This window comes from Rhodococcus sp. NPDC080181, from assembly GCF_040702225.1.
Taxonomy (GTDB): domain Bacteria; phylum Actinomycetota; class Actinomycetes; order Mycobacteriales; family Mycobacteriaceae; genus Rhodococcoides; species Rhodococcoides fascians.
The window spans coordinates 168,774-192,444 of record NZ_JBFBKN010000010.1; the positions used below are offsets into that span (position 1 = coordinate 168,774).

9 protein-coding genes are annotated in these 23,671 nt (G+C 65.0%); 3 read left to right on the plus strand and 6 right to left on the minus strand.

What is annotated here, in order from left to right:
- Positions 1 to 31 precede the first annotated feature (31 nt).
- The 4 genes from AB0O58_RS14285 to AB0O58_RS14300 form a co-directional block, all read right to left on the minus strand.
- Positions 32 to 1,669, minus strand: coding sequence for a cation:proton antiporter family protein (locus AB0O58_RS14285; RefSeq protein WP_032400738.1), 1,638 nt, complete (start codon positions 1,667 to 1,669; stop codon positions 32 to 34).
- A gap of 203 nt (positions 1,670 to 1,872) precedes the next feature.
- Positions 1,873 to 2,328: a TerB family tellurite resistance protein gene (locus tag AB0O58_RS14290; RefSeq protein WP_027497122.1), complete on the minus strand. Its 456-nt coding sequence runs from the start codon at positions 2,326 to 2,328 to the stop codon at positions 1,873 to 1,875.
- Positions 2,329 to 2,470: 142 nt separating this feature from the next.
- Positions 2,471 to 2,803, minus strand: coding sequence for a hypothetical protein (locus AB0O58_RS14295; protein ID WP_027497121.1), 333 nt, complete (start codon positions 2,801 to 2,803; stop codon positions 2,471 to 2,473).
- Positions 2,804 to 2,809: 6 nt separating this feature from the next.
- Positions 2,810 to 2,950 carry a hypothetical protein gene (locus AB0O58_RS14300; protein WP_155288453.1) on the minus strand — a complete coding sequence of 47 codons (141 nt, stop codon included), beginning with the start codon at positions 2,948 to 2,950 and terminating at the stop codon, positions 2,810 to 2,812.
- Positions 2,951 to 2,980: 30 nt separating this feature from the next.
- On the opposite strand from AB0O58_RS14300, the gene AB0O58_RS14305 reads away from it, so the two are divergent.
- The 3 genes from AB0O58_RS14305 (at position 2,981) to pabB (ending at position 6,076) form a co-directional block, all read left to right on the plus strand.
- A complete protein-coding gene (locus AB0O58_RS14305) occupies positions 2,981 to 3,319 on the plus strand; it encodes an RNA polymerase-binding protein RbpA (protein WP_027497120.1) in 339 nt (112 codons plus the stop codon).
- Between the two features lie 275 nt (positions 3,320 to 3,594).
- Positions 3,595 to 3,990, plus strand: coding sequence for a chorismate mutase family protein (locus AB0O58_RS14310; RefSeq protein ID WP_027497119.1), 396 nt, complete (start codon positions 3,595 to 3,597; stop codon positions 3,988 to 3,990).
- Between the two features lie 10 nt (positions 3,991 to 4,000).
- Positions 4,001 to 6,076, plus strand: coding sequence for an aminodeoxychorismate synthase component I (gene pabB / locus AB0O58_RS14315; protein WP_032400739.1), 2,076 nt, complete (start codon positions 4,001 to 4,003; stop codon positions 6,074 to 6,076).
- A 54-nt stretch (positions 6,077 to 6,130) separates the two neighbouring features.
- Here pabB and AB0O58_RS14320 read toward each other — a convergent pair whose 3' ends face one another.
- A complete protein-coding gene (locus tag AB0O58_RS14320; RefSeq protein ID WP_032400740.1) occupies positions 6,131 to 6,727 on the minus strand; it encodes a hypothetical protein in 597 nt (198 codons plus the stop codon).
- A 99-nt stretch (positions 6,728 to 6,826) separates the two neighbouring features.
- On the minus strand, positions 6,827 to 23,641 hold the full coding sequence (locus tag AB0O58_RS14325; protein WP_366238306.1) for an amino acid adenylation domain-containing protein: 16,815 nt from the start codon (positions 23,639 to 23,641) through the stop codon (positions 6,827 to 6,829).
- Positions 23,642 to 23,671 lie beyond the last annotated feature (30 nt).

Here is a 23,671-nt window from a genome sequence, read left to right on the forward strand (position 1 = left end):
GGCGAGCGCCTCCATCACTCGCACCGCCGGCCTATCCGGTGTTGTCCGGTGTACGCGGCTCGTCGGGCTCGGAGTCGGTGCGATCATCGATGTATTCCGGGGTCGAATGCCCCACTTGGTCGGCCAGTTCCAATCCCGCGCCGGCGTAGACGTTGAAGGCGATATCGACGCCCTGGTCTTTTGCCCACTGCACCTCGTCGTCGTACCGTGCGACCGCCGCCACTGTTCCGCCGAAGCCGGACTCTCGCAGACACGCCAGTGCAGTGACGTTCGCACCGTGCCGCGGCATGGCGAGCACCGCGATCCGGACGGAATCCGATCTGCGTAGTCGGTGCCAGAAGTCGAGGTCGGTAGCATCGCCCTCGATGACACGCAGTCCCTGCTCGGCCAGTCGACGGATGCGCGGGCCGTCGTAGTCGACTCCGACGACGTCCAATCGGTAGTGCTCGTTCAGTCGCTGGTAGGCCGCGAACCCCACACGCCCCATGCCGATGACGACGACCTCGGCGTCGCCGGCATCACCGGGGCGTTCCTCGGGGTGGAGGCTCCGCTCGTCCTGGACGGGCAGCCGGCTCGCCATCTTCTCGACCATCAGGTGGCCGCGGCCGTTGACCAGCGCGGACACCACGAAACTCAGAGCCACCGCGATCGACATCTCGACCAGCCACGTGGGTTCCAGCAGCCCGGTCGTCACTCCGACGGAGACGACGATCAGACCGAACTCCGAGTAGTTCATCAGACTCAGTCCTGCGAGCAGGGCCGTTCGATACCGAAGTTTCATCGCGGCGAACAGCGCTACGTAGAGCACGGATTTGAGCGGCAGAACGAGCATCATCAGCAGAGCGACAACGAGACTGGGCACATCGGGTAGTCCGGACAGGCCTATCGAGACGAAGAAGCCCACCAACAGAAGCTCCTTGAGGTGGAACAGAGACCGTGCGAGTTCGGACGACGCGGAATGCGAAGCCAACAGGACACCGATGATCAAGGCACCGAGGTCACCCTTGAGGCCGAGCGTGGAGAACAGTGCGTACCCCGGAACCAGCGCCATCACGATGCCGAACAACGACTGCATCTCGCCGTGCCCCAGCCCGCTCCAGATTCTCCGAAGAATTCGCGTGAGCGGCCACAGCAGGACGAGGGTGAAGGCCCATGGGCTGGGCAGAGTGCCGCTCGTAACCGTCAGGAAGACGACGGCAACGATGTCCTGCATGACGAGGACGCCGATGGCGACGCGGCCGTAGAGCGCATGCGACTCCCCCCGCTCCTCGAGTACCTTGACGACGAACACGGTGCTCGAGAACGACATGGCGAAGGCCAGGAGTGCGATGGTCGTCAGGCTTTGCCCGGACAGCATGGCCAGGCCGGCCACGGCGGCCAACCACAACACCGTGGTTCCGAGCGCGACGCTGATCGCGAGATGGACCGACGTGGTGAGCCAGACCTCGCGGCGCAACAGAATGCGGAGATCGAGCTTGAGGCCGATGGCGAACAACAGCAGCGTCACCCCCAAGTCGGCGAGCAGGTCCAGCTGCGGCACCTCACCGACATCGAGAGCGTTGATGACGAACCCAGCCGCCAGAAAGCCGACCAACGGAGGAAGTCGCACCGCCATCGCGAGTCCGCCGAGCCCGAATGCGATGACGAGATAAATCGCGGCAACAGTCATGCTCGGTCTCCTCGGTCACGGATCGATCGGTCCGCTGCCGCGTCGACGACGTCTTTGCACCCAGCCGGAACGAGCAAAGTAACCCGCGGAGTAGGAAATTGCAGGACAGATGGAATCCAGGGACGACAACGGCGACCGACGACGTCGAAGCGTCGTCGGCCGCCGCAGACCTTATCCGGTCTCGATGCCCACGTCGGAGCGGGTCAGAGCTCGAACTCGGCCGGGTCGATTCCCACTGCGAAGCATGCGTTGCGAACGGCGGCCTTTTCGTGGTCGTCGAAATGCCCGTCGGCACCGCCGATGATGATGCCGATCTGGATGACGGCACGGGCCTGGTCCGGCTTGGACTTCAACTTGCCGATCGTCGCGGTGGCCTCGACCTTTCCGAAGTCGAAGTCACCCTGCAACTTGTCGCAGTACCAGTCGAACTTCTGGCGGAGCTCATCGGACTCGAAGACGCGGAGAGCTTCGTTTCCGGCGATCAGCGCTGCCGTCTTCTGCCGCTCGGCCGGATCGATCGTGCCGTCCGCGGCGGCGATGAGAGCGCACATCGCCATGCTGCCGTTGGCGAACTCCTTGTTCTTGAACTGGCTGGTCTTGGTTTGCAGCTGCCCGTTCAATTCCTGTGCTTTGGACTTGAGTTGATCCCAGAACGCCATGGAGCTCCTCTGTGTGTCTTTGCGTCCGCGCAAGACGCGCGTGCGTCGCCCATTGTCCACGGAGTCGGTGAACAACGACGGGAGCGATGTCGTCGACCGTCGCGCCGCACGAAGGACGACCAGCGAGGAGCCTCGGAAATACTCAGCGCAGCCGCTCGGCATCGTGTGCTTTCGCCACGAGCTCGATGCACAGGCGCTGCAGTTCGTCGGCGGCGGCACCTTCTGCCACTGCGGTGCTGACGTCCTCGGCCGCGCAGCGCAGTTCGAATGCGCGATCCGCAACGGCCGATGCTTCTTCGGCGGTCAGAACGACGGCGTCGACGGGAATGGACGTCCCCTTGACGGCGCTGCGCTGCTCGTACGCGCGTTGTCTGCACGATTGTCGGCAGTACCGTCGTTTGCGGCCGGTGCCGACATCGTCGATGGGACGTCCGCACCACTCGCACGTCTGGTTGCGACGGGTTTTCACGGACATGGTCGCTCAGCCTACTTTGCCGGCGAGGTAAGATGCCTTGATCTGCGCGGGCGAGCCGGGAACGAACGGACGCTCGACGACGTTGTAGATCAGTGGGTGGACGACGAAGCTCGGCCGCGCCGAAACCGGCCGGTGGAATCGGCGCACATACCTACTATCGATGGAGAGGACTTCACTATGGCAGATCGTGTACTTCGAGGTAGTCGACTGGGAGCCGTCAGCTACGAGACCGATCGTGATCACGATTTGGCACCCCGCCGCGTGGCTCGCTATCGCTGCGACAACGGTGAAGAATTCGACGTCCCGTTCGCCGACGACGCCGAGATTCCCGGTACGTGGGCGTGCCGTAACGGACTCGAGGGTTCTCTGATCGAGGGCACCGCGCCCGAGGCGAAGAAGGTCAAGCCTCCCCGTACCCACTGGGACATGCTCCTCGAGCGCCGTTCGGTGGATGAACTGGAAGAGTTGCTGAAGGAGCGCCTCGATCTACTGAAGGTCAAGCGACGCGGAGCCTGATCCCCTGACCGATGCACCGCCCGATTGGAAACAATCCGGCGGTGCATTTTTTCGATGGGTTGGAAACTCGGAGATTTTTTTCGGGTGACTTGTGTGATTATTGTCGTTCAGCGTCCGTTTTCTTCGAGTTTGAGTGGCGCGAAAACGGCTCGGGATGACACCATCGAACATCGCATGTAGTCGGTTACCGAGTCTGTGATGATCGCGGTAACAAATGTCGGCTGCGACCGATAATCATCAGCACCGTAGTCGTCGAAAACAGGGGGCATCAACTCGTGAGCCAGGGTTCCGATCAGTGTCTGCACGACGATCCGCGGACGGCGGCGTCCGACTCGGAATCGGACGGACGCGTTGCGGTCGGCGAACAGAAGTTGGCGGAATTGCGCCGCGAATTGGACGGTATCGACGAGGTCTTGCGCGCAGCCGTACGCGACCGAATCGATGTGTGTGTACGGGTGGCCCACGTCAAACGCGAATTCGGTATTCCCATGATGCAGCCGGGCCGGGTGGGCGTGGTGACCGAACGGGCTCGTGAGTTCGCGTCCGCGAACGGATTGTCGCCCGACTTTCTCGAAGAGTTGTACAAGTCGATGATTGCCGAGGCGTGTCGCGTCGAGGATCTCATCATCGATTCTCCGGGGCCAGAATCTGGCTTCGAGGGCGAACGATAGAGGTACGTCGATGACGATCAGAACCCTCCTGGTGGACAATTACGACTCGTTCACCTACAACCTGTACAGCCTCCTCGCCGAGGTCAACGGCCGACCACCGACCGTGGTCAAGAACGACGTCGCGTGGTCTTCCCTCGACTTCGCCGCGTTCGACAACGTCGTGATCTCGCCCGGTCCCGGCCGCCCGGACGTCGAGCAGGACTTCGGTATCAGTGGTCGAGTGATAAGCGAATCCGGTCTCCCGATTCTGGGTGTCTGCCTCGGCCATCAGGGGATGTGCCACCTCTTCGGGGGCGAGGTCGATCTGGCCCCCGCACCGATGCACGGCCGCACCACCGACATCACGCACACCGGGGTGGATCTGTTCGAGGGGATTCCTTCGCCGTATTCCGTGGTGCGCTACCACTCTCTGGTCGTCACCCGGACTCCCGCCGACTTCGAGGAAGTCGCCTGGACCCCGGACGGTCTGGTGATGGCGGTTCGTCATCACAGCAAGCCGTTGTGGGGAGTGCAGTTCCACCCCGAGTCGATCAGCACCGAATACGGGCGTGAGCTGCTGGCGAATTTCCGCGATCTGACGCTAGCGCGGTCGAGCGCAGCGAACGCAGCGGGGACCCACGATTCGATGTTCACCATCGAAACCCGCACTATCGACAGCGATTTCGACTCCGAGCGCGTGTTCCAGACGCTGTTCGCGCACGACACCAAGAGTTTCTGGCTGGACGGAAGCGCCGCACTCGAGCCCGAGTGCCGATTCACCGTCATGGGCGATTGCTCCGGGCCGCACGCCGAATATGTGACGTACTCGGTAGCCGAGACGATGGTGACCGTCGAGGGCTCCGACGGCACGAAAGAACACATCCACTCGACGTTCTTCGACTACATCGACGCCCAACTACGTCGCCGAGCTACTCCCCCGCGGCACGATCTTCCGTTTGCATTCGGACTGGGCTACGTCGGCTACCTCGGGTACGAACTCAAGGCCGATACGGGCGGGCAGCTGGTGCACACCTCGGCGACCCCCGACGCCTCGATGGTGTTCTCCGATCGGGCGTTGGTGTTCGACCACGAGGCCGGCACCCTGTACTTGATGGGGTTGGCCGATACCCCCGGGGATCCGGTCCTCGCGCAGTGGTTCGACTCGGTCACCGCAACGCTGAGTGGACTGTCCGAGAAGGCGCAGACCGTGAGTGCGCCCAGTGGGATACCTGCGTCCGGTGCTCCGTTGCTCGGCGCAGAGCTGTCCCTGGAGCCACGGCTCAGGCACGATCGCACGCATTACCTCGACCTCATCTCTCAGTGCCTCGCCGAAATCCGTTCCGGTGAAACCTACGAGGTCTGCCTGACGAACACTGCCACCGTGGCCGGTTCCATCGACCCCGCGGCGACGTACTCCTACATGCGGGAAATCAATCCCACCCCGTACAGTGCCTTCTTGAATTTTCCCGACGTCTCGGTCCTGAGCGCCTCCCCCGAGCGATTCCTGCGTATCGACGCCGACCGCATCGTGGAGTCCAAGCCCATCAAGGGAACTCGGCCGCGCGGGGCCACCCCCGAAGAGGACAACGCACTCAAGGCCGACCTCGTCGCGAACGAGAAGGACAAGGCCGAGAATCTGATGATCGTCGATTTGGTGCGTAACGACCTGGCTCAGGTGTGCGTTCCTGGTTCGGTACACGTGCCGAAGCTGTTCGACGTCGAAACCTATGCTCCCGTGCACCAATTGGTCTCCACGGTTCGTGGCCGGCTGCGTGACGACGCGTCGGCTGCCGACTGCATCAGAGCGGCGTTCCCCGGCGGCTCGATGACCGGCGCTCCGAAGATTCGCACGATGGCAATCATCGACAAGCTCGAAGATGGGCCGCGCGGAGTGTATTCCGGTGCCATCGGCTACTTCTCGATCACGGGTACGGCAGATTTCTCGATCGTCATTCGCACGATCGTGGCGACCGAGCACGAGGTCACGTACGGCGTTGGAGGCGCGATCGTCGCGCTCTCGGACCCCGACGAGGAGTTCGAGGAGACGATGGTCAAAGCGGTGTCGATGCGTCGAGCCCTCACTGGCCGGACAGCGAACAGCGGGTAGAGCGCACGCGCTCTACCCGCTGTTCCACATCCCTCGGCCAGTGGCCGTCGTGCTCTACGCAGTGGTGAAGTACTCGAACACCGCAGGCTGAGCTTCGGGGTTGGCGTTGTTGATTCCGATGACCGTGCCGGCGACCGTACCGATCACGGTTCCGATGATGCAGCCCGAGATGAAGTTCGGGAAGATCGAGACGCAGCCGATGGCGAAGCCGAGGCCTGCACCGATGGCCGTGCCGACGCCGCCGCCGTTGTTCCAACCGATGGCGAGCTGGTTGACCATGTTGTCGAAGGCCTGCTGCTTGGTCTTCGCGCCTGCGACCTCAGCGACAGGAACGGTCTGCGGGGTGAGAGTGAGTTCCCGACCTTCGGCACCGATCAGGGGCGCAATGGAGTAGACGGTTCCATTGATGGAGTACTCCAGCGGGATCGACGCCACCGTGGAGCCGGCCTGGTCGACGATCGACACCGTCTCGCTCGTCGCATCGACGCGGAAGAGACCGGCGTCGAGGATGGTCTTGACGGTTCCATCCGGGTTGACCGACGTCTGGTAGGTCATCGACTCCGACGTCGGATCCGCTACGGCCTGGCCTGCGCCGGTGGCTACGGCTGCGGTCAACGCCACCGCGACCGTTGCTGTTCTGATCAGTTTCACTGTGTCCCCTGGTAGTAGTGATTCGCATTCGACCACTCGAGTATCGAAAGCCGATGGTATTCGAGCGAGTGCTCTTTCACGGAAGAACACTCGCAAACGTTATGGATATGTATTGCCCAGATGTGCGTCGACAACCGGACCGATCACCGAGACAGCATCGGGATTGGTCATTTCGTTGTGGAAAACGTCCACACCGTGGATGACGATATCTCCTGACACGTACGGTCGCCATTCCTGTGGTGACCGAACAATTCCGTCACTCGCGCCTTTCGTTGCAGAAAAGAACAAAACATTTCCGTCGAACACGTCCGGGATGAACTCGGCCATGATTCGCGTCGAGTTCTCGAATCCTGCATTGATTCTGCGCAAATGATCCGCCGTGACACCGGTGGTCTGCCCCAGGGATTCGTCGAGCAGTTCGACACCACGTTCGTAGGTCAACGGCTCGGACGACGCCTGAGCAGTCAGATCCAGCCCCAGACCCGCGAGCAGGTTCTCGACGCTCAGCTCACCGTCGGCCGTCTCGTCATGGCCGTCGACGTAGCTGTCCAGCAACGCGAGAGTCTGCACTTCGCTGCCGGTGCTGCGTAGTTCCACGGCGATCGCATGGGCGAGCGAACCACCGAGCGACCACCCGAGCAGGTGGTACGGACCGACCGGCTGGACAGCCCGGATCTCGTCGGCGTACCGGTGCGCGAGGTCTCGAATCGAGCCGAACGGCGTGCCTTCCACGATGCTGGGCAACTGCAGGCCGTACACGGGACGGTCGTCACCGATCTGGGACACCAGGCCCGCATATCCCCACGACAACCCGATTCCGGGATGGACGCAGAACAGTGGTTCCTTGGAGCCTGTGCTGCGCAGTGGGATGACCACTCCGAACACCGAATCCAGTTGCGCACCGGACGAATCGACGTCCGACGCGACCCGAGCCGCGAGCCCTGCCGGGGTCGGATCGACGAACAACGCCTGCAGCGGGACGCGAACTCCGACCGCGTTCTCGATGGCCGGGCCGATCTTGGTTGCCACCAGCGACGTGCCACCGAGCTCGAAGAAGTTGTCGTCCATACCGACTCGTTCGACACCCAACACCTCGGCGAACGCGTCGGCGATGGCTGCTTCGAGATCGGTACTCGGTGCCCGATACGGCGTCGTCGACACCGTCAGTTCCGGCACCGGGAGCGCGCGTCGATCCAGCTTGCCCACCGGAGTGAGTGGGATGTCGGCGAGTTCGATGATCGTCGACGGGACCATGTGGCGCGGAAGAACGGTCGCGACACTGTCGCGCAATGCCTCGACGTCCACCGATGCACCCTCGGCCGGCAGGACGTAGGACACGAGAACCGTATCTCCCGACGCCGCATTGTGACCGATGGTCGCCGCGAAGCCGACCTCGTCGTGATCGGTGAGCGCGGAGTCGATCTCGCCGAGCTCGATACGGAATCCGCGGACCTTGACCTGGAAGTCGCTGCGTCCGACGAACTCGAGCACACCGGTACTCCCCCAGCGCACGACGTCACCGGTTCGGTACATCCGCTCACCGGCGGTACCGAACGGGTCTGCGACGAAGCGTTCGGCCGTGAGCCCGAACCGTCGCAGGTATCCGCGTGCCGTACCGGGGCCTGCGATGTACAGCTCGCCCGACACCCCGGCCGGGACCGGCCGCAGACGTGCGTCGAGCACGAGGAACCGGAATCCGGTACCCGGCCGGCCGACGTCCACCGCGCCGCCTGGCATCAACGGACCGCCGACACTCGCCTGAATGGTCGTCTCGGTCGGACCGTAGCCGTTGAACATCTTGCGGCCCGGTGCCCACTTCGCCACCAGTTCCGGAGTGCAGGCCTCGCCGCCGACGGCGAGGACGCGGACCGTGCCCAAACGTGTTTCGTCGATCGAGGACAACGCCGCCGGAGTCAGGAATGCGTGTGTGACATGTTCCGATTCGAGCAGGTCGGCCAGTTCGCTGCCGCCGAACGTTCCCGGCGGCACGATCACCACGGTGGCACCGACGCCGAACGCCATCGTGAGCTCGTACACCGAGGCGTCGAAACTCGGCGAGGCGATGTGCGACACCCGCGAATCCCGGGTGGGACGGAATCGATCGATCACCTCGGCCTGCAGGTTGGCCAGGCCCCGGTGCCGCACTGCGACGCCCTTCGGGCGACCGGTCGAACCCGAGGTGTAGATCAGGTACGCCGGGTGGTCGAGGTGCAGCGTCGCGGTGCGCTCGGCATCGGTGACTGCGGCCACGGGATAGCGCGAAAGCTCCGATGATGTCTCGGGATCGTCCAGGACGAGCCACGGCACGGTGTCGGGCAGCGACTGCCGACTGTCGACGTCGGTCAATCCCATTGCCGCACGCGAATCTTCGAGCATGTGCGCAATGCGGTCGGCCGGGTAGTTCGGGTCGACCGGCAAGAATGCCGCACCGGTCTTGGCGACCGCCCACACCGACAGAACCGACTCGATGGACCGAGGCAGTGCCAAGGCGACGAACGTTTCCGGTCCGACGCCGTAGTCGATGAGCATTCGCGCGATTCGGTTCGACCAACTGTCGAGGTCGGCGTAGGACAGGCTCACGCCCCGATACGTGACGGCGACCGCGTACGGGTCGAGCGCCACCGAGGCGGCGAGCATTTCCGGCCACGTTCGCAACGCGACGTCGGCGGACCCGCGAGCCGGTGCCAGAGCCTGCTTCTCGTCGGCACCGAGAATGTCGATATCCCCCACCGCGGTGAGTCGATCGTTGCCGACGGCGTCGAGTACGCGAACCAGTCGCGCCGCGATCGCATCGACGGTGGACGCGTCGAACAGCGAGGTGGCGTAATCGAACGCTGCCTCGAATCCGGTCGGTCGCCCGTCGTCGTCGAAGGTCTCGGACACCAGGAGTTGCAGATCCTGCTTGGCCACGGGGACGTCGAAGTCGAAGCCCTCCACGCGCAGATCCGGTAGCTCGAGGGACGCCTTCTCGTTGTTCTGGAACGACAACGCCACCTGCGACAGCGGTGCATACGCCGTCGATCGCGTGGGATTGAGCACCTCGACAATGCGCTCGAACGGCATCTCGGTGTGATCGAAGGCGTCGAGGTCGTGTGCTTTCACCTGCGTGAGCAGATCCACGAACGAGGCGGAGTCGTCGATCCGGCTGCGCAACACCAAGGTGTTGACGAACATGCCGACGAGATCATCCAGTGCCGCGTCGCCGCGCCCTGCCACCGGAGTGGTGATCGCGATGTCGTCGGTACCGCTCAGGCGCGCCAGCACCACCGCGAACGCGGCGTGCAACACCATGAACATACTGACGTTCTGCTCGCGGGTGATCTCGACGAGTGCCCGATGGATCTCGGCGTCGACGGTGAAGCGAACCCGGCCACCCCGGAAATCCTGCGTGGTGGGCCGCGGGCGATCGGTGGGCAACGGCAGCAGATCGGGTAGACCTGCGAGCGCCGTCGACCAGTACTCGAGCTGGGCCGCGGCCACGCTCGACTCGTCCTTCTCGTCGCCGAGCAACGAACGCTGCCACAGCGTGTAGTCGGCGTACTGCACCGGCAAGGGCTCCCAGCCCGGCGCTGCTCCCGTGGTGCGCGCCGAGTACGCGAGCACCACGTCTCGTGCCAGCGGTGCCATCGAGGCTCCGTCGGCCGCGATGTGATGCACCACCATCGCCAGCACGAAGACGGGCTCGGCATCGGTATCGGCACCCACGACGTGGAACAGCTCGACGTGCACCGGAATCTCGGTGGTCACGTCGAATCCACGACCTGCCAGGTGCGCCACCCGGTCGGTCAGCACACCGGCATCGATCGATTCCGGCTCGACCACCGGAGCCACCTCGACGGCCGGATGTACGAGCTGGACCGGGAAGTCCGGTCCGTCCGGGAACGTCGTCCGCAGCGATTCGTGCCGCTCGAGGACGTCGACGACTGCCGCGGCGAGGGCCGCAGTATCGAGCTGCCCGGTCAACTTGACGACCAGTGGCACGTTGTACGCCGCCGAGGTGGTGTCGAACTGGTTGATGAACCACATGCGTTGCTGTGCGAGAGACAGCGGGATGTGATCAGGACGTTGTGTCGCAACGAGATTCGGACGCTGCGTCCGTGTGGACGTTGCGCCGACCGCGCTCGCCAATCCGGCGACGGTCGGCATCTCGAAGATCGTGCGCACGCCGATCGTGGTGCCGAGTTCGGCGTTGACGCGGGCGATGACGCGCGTGGCGCTGAGCGAGTCTCCACCGAGCTCGAAGAAGCTGTCGTCGGCACCGACCCGATCGACGTCGAGAATCTCGGCGAACACGGCGGCCACGGTGAGCTCGGCCGGCGTGCTCGGCTCGCGGTACGACGTTGCCGACCCGAACTCGGGCACCGGCAACGCGGACCGATCGAGTTTTCCGACCGGCGTGAGCGGAATGGCGTCGAGCACCACGATGGCTGCGGGAACCATGTGCGACGGCAACATGCCGGCCAGGTGGTCACGCAGGACACCGGTATCGAACGCGTCCGCCGCGCCCTCGGTGGTTCGTACGTACGACACCAGGACGGTCGCTCCCGAGGGACCCGGACTGCCGAAGGTCGCGGCGAAGTCCACGGACGGATGCGATGCGAGTGCCGCGTCGATCTCGCCGAGTTCGATGCGGAAGCCGCGAACCTTGACCTGCGAATCACTTCGACCGACGTATTCGATCGTCAGATCCGGCGACCACCGCACCACGTCTCCGGTGCGGTACATCCGCGAGCCGGGCGCGCCGAACGGGTCGGCGACGAATCGCTCCGCCGTCAGGCCCAATCGATCGTGGTAACCGCGGGCGAGTCCGACACCCGCGAGATAGAGCTCACCTGCGACGCCGACAGGAACGGGCTGCAGCCGTGAATCGAGCACCACCTCGTACACGCCGCGAACAGGACCACCGATCGAGACGGTGTCACCTGCAGTCATCGGCGTGCTGATGTTGGACATGATCGTGGCCTCGGTCGGACCGTAACCGTTGTAGAGATTCCGGCCCGGTGCCCACTTCGCGACCAACTCGGCCGGTACGGCCTCGCCACCGACGACGACGTCGGCGAACGTGTCGAGCCCGCTCGGGTCGACCGACGCCAGAGCCGACGGGGTGATGAAGCCGTGGGTGACCGACTCCGCTGCCAACAGTGCCGCGAGTTCGTCGCCGCCGTACACGGTGGGCGGCACGATGATCATCGTCGCGCCGACGCCGAAGGCGAGTAGGTACTCGAGCACGGATGCATCGAAGCTCGGGGACGAGACGTGCAGTGTGCGTGAGTCTTTGGTGATTCGGTATCGCTCGCGCTGCTCGGTTGCGAAGTTGTCGAGACCGGAGTGCGTGACGACGACACCCTTGGGCACACCCGTCGAACCCGAGGTGTAGATGGTGTACGCCGCGCTTTCGAAGGCGATGCGTCCGTTCCGCTCGGTGGCGTCGATCGGCTCGTCGCTCACTGCGTTCGGGCCGTCCGTCGCCAGATCGTCGAGGACGATCCAGGGCACGGTCGACGGCAGGTCGTCGAGATGGGCGCGGGTGGTGACGCCGAACGTGGCACCGGAGTCGGCCAGCATGTGCTCGATGCGATCGGCCGGGTAGTTGGGATCCACCGGTACGAATGCCGCGCCGGATTTTGCGACGGCCCAGACCGTCAGCACCGATTCGATCGATCGTGCGATACCGAGTGCCACGAAGGTCTCGGTGCGCACGCCGTGGCCCAGCAGAATTCGAGCGAGTCGGTTGGACCGACGGTCCAACTCCCGGTACGTCATTTCGCCGTCGGTGCTGCGCAGTGCGATGGCGTCCGGGTTCACCGCGGCAGCGTCGGAGAAGATCTCCGGCAGCAGCCGGGCCGAGCGTCCATCGGGTCCGAACACCGGTGCCAGCGAGGCGAACTCGGCGTCACCGAGGAGTCGCAGCCGTCCCAGTGGCTGCTGTTCGTCCTCGAGCACGGCGTCGAGGACACGCTCGACGCGATCGACGATGGCGTGCACGGCATCGACGTCGAACAGTTCCGGCAGGTACTTCGCCTTCAGGTTCAGGCGTTCGTCGACCGACGAAACCAGAGTAAGCGGGTAGTGCGCTGCGTCGGTTCCGAGAATGTCGGTGACCTGCATACCGGCGAAATCGGTTGCCGCAGAAGCGCCGGCCCGGTCGACGGGGTACGACTCGAACACCGTCAAGGTGTCGAAGGCCACGCCTGCACCTGCTGCGCGTTGGATATCGGTCAGGCCGAGGTAGTGGTGATCCAACAGCGATGCCTGCTCGGCCTGAACCCGATCGACCAGTGCGCCCAGCGTTTCGCTCCGGTCCAGCGTGACACGGACGGGCAGGGTGTTGATGAACAGCCCGATCATGCCCTCGATACCCGGAACCTCCGGCGGACGACCCGACACCGTCGCACCGAACACGACGTCCTCGCGTCCGGTGAGGGTGGCCAGCACGACGCCCCATGCGGTCTGGACGAGGGTGTTGAGGGTCGATCCACGGCGAGCAGCGAAGTCACGCAGTGCCGCGGTGGTCTCGACCGACAACGACCGCTCGGTCTCCCGCGACACGGTGGACAGTTGCCGGCCACGATCGTCGGTGACCAACAGCGTGGGTTCTTCCACGCCGGCCATGGCACTGATCCATTGCGCGGTGGAGATCGCCACGTCGCGTTGGCGCATCCACGCCAGGTAGTCCCGGTAGGCAGGAATACGCGGCAGCATCGAGTCGTCGGACTCGGTGACGTAGAGCGTGATGAGTTCCTTGACGACCAGAGGCGTCGACCATCCGTCCAACAGGATGTGGTGGTTGGTCAGCAGCAGACGCCAGTGATCGTCGGCCAGGGTGATGAGCGTGAACCGCAGCAGCGGTGCCCGGTCCATCTCGAAGCGCACCGCACGGTCGGCCTCGAGAACTGCCTCGAGGGCCACCTCGACATCGGGCTCCCCTCGAAGATCGATCTCGGACCACGGAACAGTGACCGAACTCTGCACGATCTGCAGTGACTCGCCGTTGCTGTTGTGTACGAACGCTGCTCGCAGGTTGGGATGGCGAGAGACCAGTTTGTCGACGGCAGCATGCATCCGCGTCGCATCGACAGTTCCCCGGAGCTCGAGGCCCAGCTGAACCATGTACGCGTCGACACCCGAACCGGCACTGCCGATCTCGCCGGCCAGACGAGCGTGGAACAGCAAGCCGGCCTGCAGAGGCGACAACGACCACACGTCGTCGAGATTCGGGAACTGCTCTTCCAGAGCATCGATGGATGTCTGATCGATGTCGACCAGCTCGAGATCCGACGGCGTGAAGCCGCCCGCACCGCCGGCCGAGGCGTGCTCGGTGATCGAGGTGAGGGCCTGCGTCCACAGTTCGATCAACCTGCCGACCTCGTCGGCGTCGAGAACGCCCGCGGGGAAGGCGAACGTCGCGTCGAGCTGCGGGCCGTCGGGGGTCGAGGTGGTGACAGCGTTGATGTCCAGCGCCGCAGGCACCGGCATGTCCGGATTCTGCGCGTCGCCGAGCTCTGCGTCGGCCACCGGGATCCAACCCACGTCGTCCATGCCTTCGGTGGATCCGGTGGAGAACCGGCCGAGGTAGTTGAAGCTGACCTGTGGTGCGGCGAAGCCGGACAGAGCCTCGGCTGCAGCGGAATCGAGGTACCGCAGCATGCCGTAGCCGATGCCGTGATCGGGGATCTCGAGCAGCTGTTCCTTGATTGTCTTGACCAGAGCACCGGCCGACGCGCCGCCTGCCAGAGCGTCGGCGACGTCGAGCGACCCGAGATCGAGACGCACGGGGAAGATGGTGGTGAACCAGCCGACGGTCCGACCGAGATCGGCACCGGGCACCACCGCGTCCTCGCGGCCGTGACCCTCGAGAGTCACGAGAGCGTCCCGCACCGCATCGCCGCGTTCGCGACGCCACGCGGTCAAGGCCAGAGCCAAACCAGCCAGCAGGCCGTCGTTGACGCTGCCGCGGAACACGTCCGGGACAGTGGTCAACAGGCGCTCGGTGACCTCGACCGGCAAAGACGTGCGGACACGCTGCACGGTGGCGTCGACGTCGATTCTCTTGTCGAGCGGGCGAGAACCGATTGTCGGGTCGGCTCCGTCGAGGATCCGACGCCACAGTCCGAGCTCGTCGGTTCGGGCGGCCGTGACCTCGGTGAGTCCGGTGGACCACCGACGCATCGAGGTACCGATCGGAGCCAGTTCAGGCTCCTGGCCGGCGACGATCCGACTCCACGCCGTGGCGAGGTCGGGGACCAGAATGCGCCAGGACACGCCGTCGATCACGAGGTGGTGGGCGACCACGAGCAGTCGACCCGAGCCATTGGGGCTCTGGAACCACACCATCTGCACCATGACGCCGTCGGCCGGAACCAGACGATCGGCAGCGGCGTCGAGCTCGGCCGCGGCAACGACGGAGAATTCGGGGCCGTCGACGGATTCGACCGAGACCGCGTGAAGGACGCTCGCAGCCGAGACTGTTCCGACCGGAGACACTTCCTCGTGCCACTCCCCGTTTGCGTCCTGGTAAAGGCGCGCACGCAGCATGTCGTGACGATCGAGCACCGCTGCCACCGTGCGTTCGAGCGTCTCGCGCTCGATGCCGACCGGAAGCTGAAGCAGCGCTGTTTGTGTGTAACGGCCGAATTCGGTGCTGCGGTCCAACATCCACCGCACGACCGGGGTGAGCGGCATCGGGCCGACTCCCCCACCGTCGAGTTCCTCGAGCACCACGGCGTCGCCGCCGAGAACAGCGACCTCGGCGAGAGCGGCCACGGTCTTGCGCTCGAAGATGTCGCGGGGAGCCAGCACCAGCCCGGCGGCCTTGGCGCGCGAGACCAACTGGATCGACATGATGCTGTCGCCGCCGAGTGCGAAGAACGAATCGTCGACGCCGACGCTGTCGAGCCCGAGAACGTCCGCGAACAGACCGGCCAGGATCGATTCGACTTCGGTTGCGGGCAAACGACTTTCGGTGACGTTTGCCGAGAAGTCCGGTGCCGGGAGTGCACGGCGATCGAGTTTGCCGTTGGCGGTCAGCGGCAGCTCGTCCAGGACGATCAACGCTGCGGGCACCATGTACGAGGTCAACGAGTTGCCCACGAAGTCGAGAACGGCCGCATGGTCGAGCGCGCGACCGGCCTCGGCCACGACGTAGCCGATCAGGCGATCACCGAAACCGTCGTCGCGGACGGCGACCACGGAAGCCGCTACCCCATCGAATGCCAGTAGCGCGCTTTCGATTTCGCCCAGTTCGATACGGAAGCCGTGCAACTGGACCTGCATGTCGCTTCGACCCAGGTATTCGAGAGCCCCATCGCGATTCCACCTGGCGGTGTCGCCGGTGCGGTACATACGCGCACCCGCATCGCCGGAGGGGTCGGCAACGAAACGCGTTGCGGACAGCCCTGCTCGGCCGAGGTAGCCGCGAGAGAGCTGTGCCCCGGACACGTACATCTCCCCGACGACGCCGGGCGGAACAGGATTGAGGCGGGTGTCGAGAACGGCGACACGCAGCGCCGGGATCGCCTGGCCGATGACGCTGGCCGAAGCGGACGCCGCGAACTGCTCGGTCAGAGCCAGGTGGCTCACGTGGACCGTCGTCTCGGTGATGCCGTACATGTTGACCAGGGTCGGCGATGTCTCCTCGTGCCGTGCGTACCAGCGACCGAGCTGCCCGAGATCGAGTGCTTCTCCACCGAAGATGACGTACCGCAGCGACAGTGCGTCCGATCCGTCGGCGGATCCACCGGCCGCGGTTGCCACACGATCGGCTTCGGCGAACTGGTAGAACGCCGTCGGCGTCTGGTTGAGAACCGTGACCTTCTCACGAATCAGCAACTCGCGAAACAGTTCCGGCGAGCGTGCGGTGTAGTAGTCGACGACCACGAGAGTGCCGCCGTGCAGCAGTGGTCCCCACAGTTCCCACACCGAGAAGTCGAACGCGTAGGAGTGGAACATGGTCCACACGTCGCGGTCGTCGAAGTGGAACAGATCCGTGGTGTTCGCGAACAGCGTCGCCACGTTACGGTGCGCGATCTGCACACCCTTGGGGCGTCCGGTACTACCCGAGGTGTAGATGACGTAGGCGATCGAATCGGCATCGGTGGTGCCGATGCGGTCGGCGTCGGTCAGCGGGGCTCCGGACACGCTTGCCAGCTCGGCGACCGCTTCGGGTGCATCGAGCAGCAGCATCTCGACATCGGAAGCAGGCACCGATGCACTGTCGGCGACGGTGGAGATCACACAGACCGGTGACGCGTCGTCGAGCATGAAGGCGAGCCGGTCGGCCGGATAGCCGACGTCGATCGGGAGGTAGCCGCCGCCGGATTTGACGACCGCCAGCAGAGCAATGATCAGCTCCTCGGTGCGCGGCATCGCAACCGCCACCAGGGACTCCGACGTCACACCCCGAGCCACGAGGATTCGCGCAAGTCGGTTCGAGCGGTCGTCCAGCTCGGCGTAGGTCAGCGAGCGATCGCCGAACACGACTGCCTGTGCTTCGGGGAACTGCGCAGCGGCAGCGGCGAAGCGGTCGGCCAGTGTCGTATCGGTCGCCGTGTGGCCGTCGTGGTTCCACTGCCGGGCCATGGCGTCGAGTTCACCCGGCAACAGGATGTCGATGTCGCCGACAGCACGATCGGGATCGGCGGTCACGCCGGCGAGGACGGCACCGAATCGAGTCGAGAACTCGTCCACGGAGATCTCGTCGAACAGGTCGACCGCGTAGGTGATCGCAGCGGTCATACCCGCCGGAGCACCGGAGTCGTCGAACCGTTCCGCGACGGTCAGCTGGAGGTCGAACTTCGCGACGTGGGCGTCGATGTCGACGGCCTCGACGATGAGTTCGGGTAGCTCCAGTGCCGCCGAGGTGTTGTTCTGGAATTCGAGCAGTACCTGGAACAACGGCGAGTGATCGGTGGAACGCGCCGGATCGAGGACGTCGACGAGACGCTCGAACGGCACGTCGGTGTTGTCGAACGCCGCCAGGTCCGCGGTACGGGTCCGGCGGAGCAGCTCGGTGAACGAGAGATCGGGCGCTACCTCGGTGCGCAGAACCAGAGTCCCGACGAACATGCCGACCAAATCGTCGAGCGCCGCGTCGCCACGCCCGGCGATGGGCGTGCCGACTGCGATGTCCTCGGTCCCGCTGAGGCGAGCCATGAGGATCGACCATGCTGCATGCATGGCCATGAACACGGTCGCGTCGTTCGCGCGGGCGAGGTCCACCAGGCCTGCGTGGACGTCTGGCTCGATCTCGAACCGAACACTGTTGCCGCGCATCGATTGCCGTGCCGGGCGAGGATGGTCGAGCGGAAGCGGCAGCAGCTCGGGTAGATCCGCGAGAGTGGACTTCCAGAACTCGAGCTGCTGTGCTGCCACCGAGCTCGGGTCGGACTCGTCGCCGAGAACCGAGCGTTGCCACATCGCGAAATCGGCGTACTGAACGTCGAGCGGCGCCCACATCGGGGCTGACCCCGACACGCGAGACCCGTACGCCACCATGACATCTCGGGCCAGCGGTGCCATGGACGCGCCGTCGGCGGCAATGTGATGCACGATGATCGACAGAACGAAATCCTCGGGTGCCGTCCGGTACAGAACGGCCCGGAAGGGCAGGTCCTTCGACACGTCGAATCCGCGGGCGGCAGCGGACGAGATCGCGGTGACGATCTCGGTGGCATCGACGTCGACGACCTGCAGATCGGTCGTCGCCGCGTCGGTGCCGAGAATGTGCTGCTCGGGCCGATCGCCGTGCGAGGGGAACACGGTGCGCAGCGACTCGTGCCGCGCCAGCACGTCACCGATCGCAGCGTTCATTGCCTCGATGTCGAGACGGCCTGCCAATCGAACCGCGAGCGGGATGTTGTAGGCGGCCGAGTCGACGTCGAACTGGTTGATGAACCACATTCTCTGCTGAGCCATCGACAACGGAATCGAGCTCGGGCGAGGCTTCGCAGTGAGCGCCGGACGGCGCGCGGCACCGGCTGGGTTGCTGTGCACTCGCACCGCCAACGACTCGACCGTCGGTGCCTCGAACAACGCACGAACGCTGACAGCGGTGTCGAGGGCTGCATTCACCCGAGCGGTGAGGCGGGTGGCGCTCAGCGAGTCTCCACCGAGATCGAAGAAGCTCGAGTCGATGCCGACGCTGCCCACGCCGAGAACCTCGCCGAAGATGTCGGCGATGATTCGCTCGGTCTCGTTGCGAGGAGCGCGCGAGTCGCTGCCGAGGTGCAGATCCGGGGCGGGCAGCGCCTGTCGATCGAGCTTGCCCGCGGGCGTGAGCGGGATCGACTCCAGGGAAACGAACGCCGTCGGAATCATGTGTGTCGGAAGCGAACTCGACGCCCGAGTGCGCAGCGTCGTCACATCGATTTCGTGGCCGGGCCGCGGAAGAACGTAGGCGACCAGGATCGTGTTTCCGGCAGGTCCGTCGACACCGATCGTCGTAGCGAATTCGACTGTCGGATCATCGGTCAGCACCGCGTCGATCTCGCCGAGCTCGATACGGAAACCGCGCACCTTGACCTGGAAGTCGCTGCGTCCGACGTACTCGAGGGTGCCCGACTCGGTCCACCGCACGACGTCGCCGGTTCGGTACATACGCTCGCCGGGCTCGCCGAACGGGTTCGCGACGAACCGCTCCGCCGTCAGACCGAATCGCGAATGGTAGCCACGCGCCAGGGCGGGGCCGGCGAGGTAGAGCTCTCCTGCGACACCGACCGGTACCGGATGCAGACGAGAATCCAGCACTACTTCGCCGAAACCGATTGTCGGCGAGCCGATATCGATGGGCGAGCCCACGTGCAGCTGGTCACTGACGGAGGAGAAGATGGTGGCCTCCGTGGGGCCGTACGCATTGAACATGCGCCGGCCCGGTGCCCACCGTGCGACGAGCTCGGGCGGACACACGTCGCCACCGGTTGCAACGACGCTCAGTTCGGTCAGACCGTCGGGGTCCACCGAGGCGAGGGCCGCGGGAGTCACGAACGCATGCGTGACGTGCTGCTGCGCCAGGAGCTCGCCGAGCTCCACGCCGCCGTAGACGGAGGTGGGTGCGATCACCATCGTGGCGGCACCCGAAATCACCATGGCCAGCTCGAGAATGGATGCATCGAAGCTCGGTGACGCGAACGCGAGAACCCGCGCGTTCGGAGTCACCTCGAAACGAGACCGTTCTTCCTCGGCCAGGTTGGCCAGGCCGCGATGAGTGACGGTGACGCCCTTGGGAACTCCGGTGGAGCCGGAGGTGTAGATCAGGTACGCGACCTGGTCGATGTGTACCGGTCGAGTGCGGTCGGAGTCGAGAACCGGTGCGGTCGAACGGTTCGCGAGATCGCGGCGAGTGTCGTCGCGGTCGAGGACGGACCACGTAGCCGAGCCCAGACCCTCGACGGCACCGACGTGTTCGGTCGACGTGACGCCGATGGACGCGCCGGAGTCGACCAGCATGTGCTCGACTCGATCGCGGGGGTAACTCGGATCGATCGGCAGGAAGGCCGCACCGGTCTTGGCCACGGCCCAGATTGCGAGAACCGATTCGATGGAGCGCGGCAAAGCAAGTGCCACAACGGTTTCCGGACCTGCTCCGCGGGCGATCAACGCACGCGCCAGCACAGACGACCGAGTGTCCAATTCGGTGTAGGTCAGTGTCCGACCTGCGCTCCACACTGCCGTACCACCGGGGTTGCGGGCAGCAGCATCGGTGAGGATGTCCGGCAGGAGGCGCTCGGTCGTGGAAGCGGGACCACGTACCGGGGCCAGCCTGTTCGATTCCTCCGAGGACAGCAGCGACAGCGATGCGACCCGTTGGTCGGTGTCGGTCGCGATCGCCTCGAGAACACGCACGATTCGATCGACGGTGGCGACGACGACACTGTGCTCGAACAGCTCGGGCAGGTACTTGGCTTCGATGTGCAATCGGTCGTCGACCATCGCGACCAGGGTCAGCGGATACTGTGCGGTGTCGCTGCCGTCGTGCACGTCGTGCACCCGCATGCCGGCGAGATCGGTCTCGGCCGACAGACCCGCGCGGTCCATCGGATACGACTCGAACACGGTGAGCGTGTCGAACGCGACCGCGGGACCGACGGCACGCTGGATATCGGTCAGGCCCAGGTAGTGGTGATCGAGCAGCGAAGCCTGTTCGGCCTGCACCCGATCGAGGTACTGGCCGAGTGTCTCGGCTGGATCCAGCACGATGCGCACCGGCAGCGTGTTGATGAACAGACCGACCATGGACTCGATATCAGAGACCTCCGGCGGACGTCCCGAGACGGTGGCACCGAACACTACGTCCGTGCGACCGGTCAACGTGCCCAGCACCATCGCCCACGAAGCCTGCACCATCGAGTTCATCGTGATGCCGCGTGCCCGGGCGAGACTGCGCAATCGTTCGGTCTGCTCGATGTCCAGGGAAACCAACGCGCGGCCGGCCAATGTCGACTCCTGGCGACGGCTCTCGACCGGCGTCAGCAGGGTGGGTTCGGCGAGACCCGCGAGGGCTTCCGTCCATGCCGCACGAGCTGCCGAGTGATCACGCCGCGACAACCACGACAGGTAGTCGCGGTACGCAGGTACGCGCGGAAGAACGGCGTCGTCGCCGTCCACGACGTAGAGCGTGAGCAGGTCCTTGAGGAGCAGCGGCGTCGACCATCCGTCGAGCAGGATGTGGTGGTTGGTCATCACCAGACGCCACTCGCCCGGGGCCAGCGTCACGAGCATGAAGCGCAACAACGGCGCCTGTGCCATGTTGAATCGCGTTGCGCGGTCGTCGTGTTCGATTCGCTCGAGCTCGGCTGCGCGATCGTCGACGCTCAGCGACGACAGATCGACCGAGGTCCACGGCACATCGACGTCGTGATGCACGATCTGGATGGATTCGCCGTCGTTGTTGTGGACGAACGCCGTGCGCAGGTTCGCGTGGCGCCGCAGTAGAGCCTGGGCAGCGCGGCGGAAGCGAGCCTCGTCGACGTCCCCGCGGAGGTCGAGCACCAGCTGGACGATGTAGGCATCGACGGACTGATCCGACAGTTCGGCATGGAAGAGCAAACCGGCCTGCAGAGGCGTCATCGACCAGATATCGTCGAGAGTCGGGTACACCCGCTCGAGATCGTCGATGGACTTCTGATCGAGGCTCACCAGATCGAGATCGGACGGCGTGAACCCGCCGGTCCCCGGCCGCTGAGCGAGCTGCGTCAGCGCGGTGAGAGCCTGCTTCCACAACTGGGCGAGTTCGGTGACCTCGTCGGCGTCGAGCACGCCCGTCGGGAATGCGAAGGTCGCCTCCAACCGAGGCCCGGTCGGTGTCGCCGTGGTGACCGCGTTGATGTCGAGCGCAGCGGCGACCGGCAGGTCCTCGTCCTGAGAATCGCCGACGCCGGAGTCGTCGACCGGTAGCCACCCGTGTCCGCGGAGCTCGTCCGGAACGTCGGTGCTGTATCGACCGAGGTAGTTGAAACTGACCTGGGGTGCCGGGAAGTCACGCAGTGTCGAACCGGCCTCCTCGTCCAGGTAGCGGAGCATGCCGTACCCGATGCCGTGATCGGCAACGGCGAGCAGCTGCTCCTTGACGGACTTGACCAGCGCTGCTGCCGCGTCCCCGCCGGCGAGAGCGTCGTCGAGGTCGATCCCGTCGAACGTCAGTCGAAGTGGGTAGATGGTGGTGAACCAACCGATGGTGCGGCTGAGGTCGGCTCCCGGAACCACATGGTCCTCACGGCCGTGGCCCTCCAGGGAGATGAGTGCGTCGGACACGACGACACCGCGGTTTCGTCGCCACACGGCGGTCGCCAGAGCCAGAGCGGCCAGTAGACCGTCGTTGACGCTGCCGTGGAACGCCTCGGGCAGAGCCGTCAACAGCCCCTCGGTGACATCGGTCGACAGAGTGACCTCGACCTTGTCCACCGTTCGATAGACGTCGATCTCGCGGTCGAGTGCGCGTGAACCGATGAGCGGATCGGGATCGGCGAGCGCGTCGGTCCATACTGCGAGCTCGTCCGAACGCGTTGCGGTGACCTCACGCAGGCCGTGCGCCCAACGACGCATCGAGGTACCGACCGGGGCCAGTTCCGGTGTGCTGCCGCCGATGATCTGAGCCCACGCCGACGCGAGGTCGGGCACGAGAATTCGCCACGAGACGCCGTCGATCACGAGGTGGTGCGCGACGACGAGCAGTCGGCTGCCTTCGGAGCCGGCGTCGAACCAGACCATCTGAATCATGACACCGGCATCGGGTGCCAGACGATCCACTGCTGCAGCGGCTTCCGACCTGGCCTGATCCGAGAACTCCGGTCCCCGAACACTGTTCGACTCCACCCGGCGGACGACGGACTGCGCCGTCACGGAACCGATCGGGAGCACCTCCATCGACGGCTCTCCGGCGCGGTGCAGAACTGCACGGAGCATGTCGTGGTGATCGAGGACGGTCTGAACGGTTGCTTCGAGAACGTCGAGCTCGATATCGGACGGCAGTGTCAGCACGGCAGTCTGTGTGTGCTTGTCGAGTACCGACGTGCGGTCGAGCATCCAGTGCACGATCGGGGTGAGCGGGACGTCTCCGACGCCGCCGCCGGGCAGCTCGTCCAGCACGAGCGGAACGGTCCCGTCGCCGGCGGCGACGACCTCGGCCAGTGCGGCAACTGTCTTGTGCTCGAACACATCTCGCGGCGACAGAGCCAGCCCTGCCGCTTTCGCGCGGGAGACGAGCTGAATCGACATGATGCTGTCTCCGCCGAGCGCGAAGAAGGAGTCGTCGACTCCGACGCGGTCGAGGCGGAGCACCTCGGCGAACAGACCGGCGAGCGTCTTCTCGACGGCATTGTCGGCGTCGCGTCCCGAGGTGACCTGAGCGGACCAGTCGGGTTCGGGGAGGGCTTTGCGGTCGAGTTTGCCGGCCGGAGTCAACGGGATCGACTCCAACATCACGAACGCCGAGGGCACCATGTGCGCAGG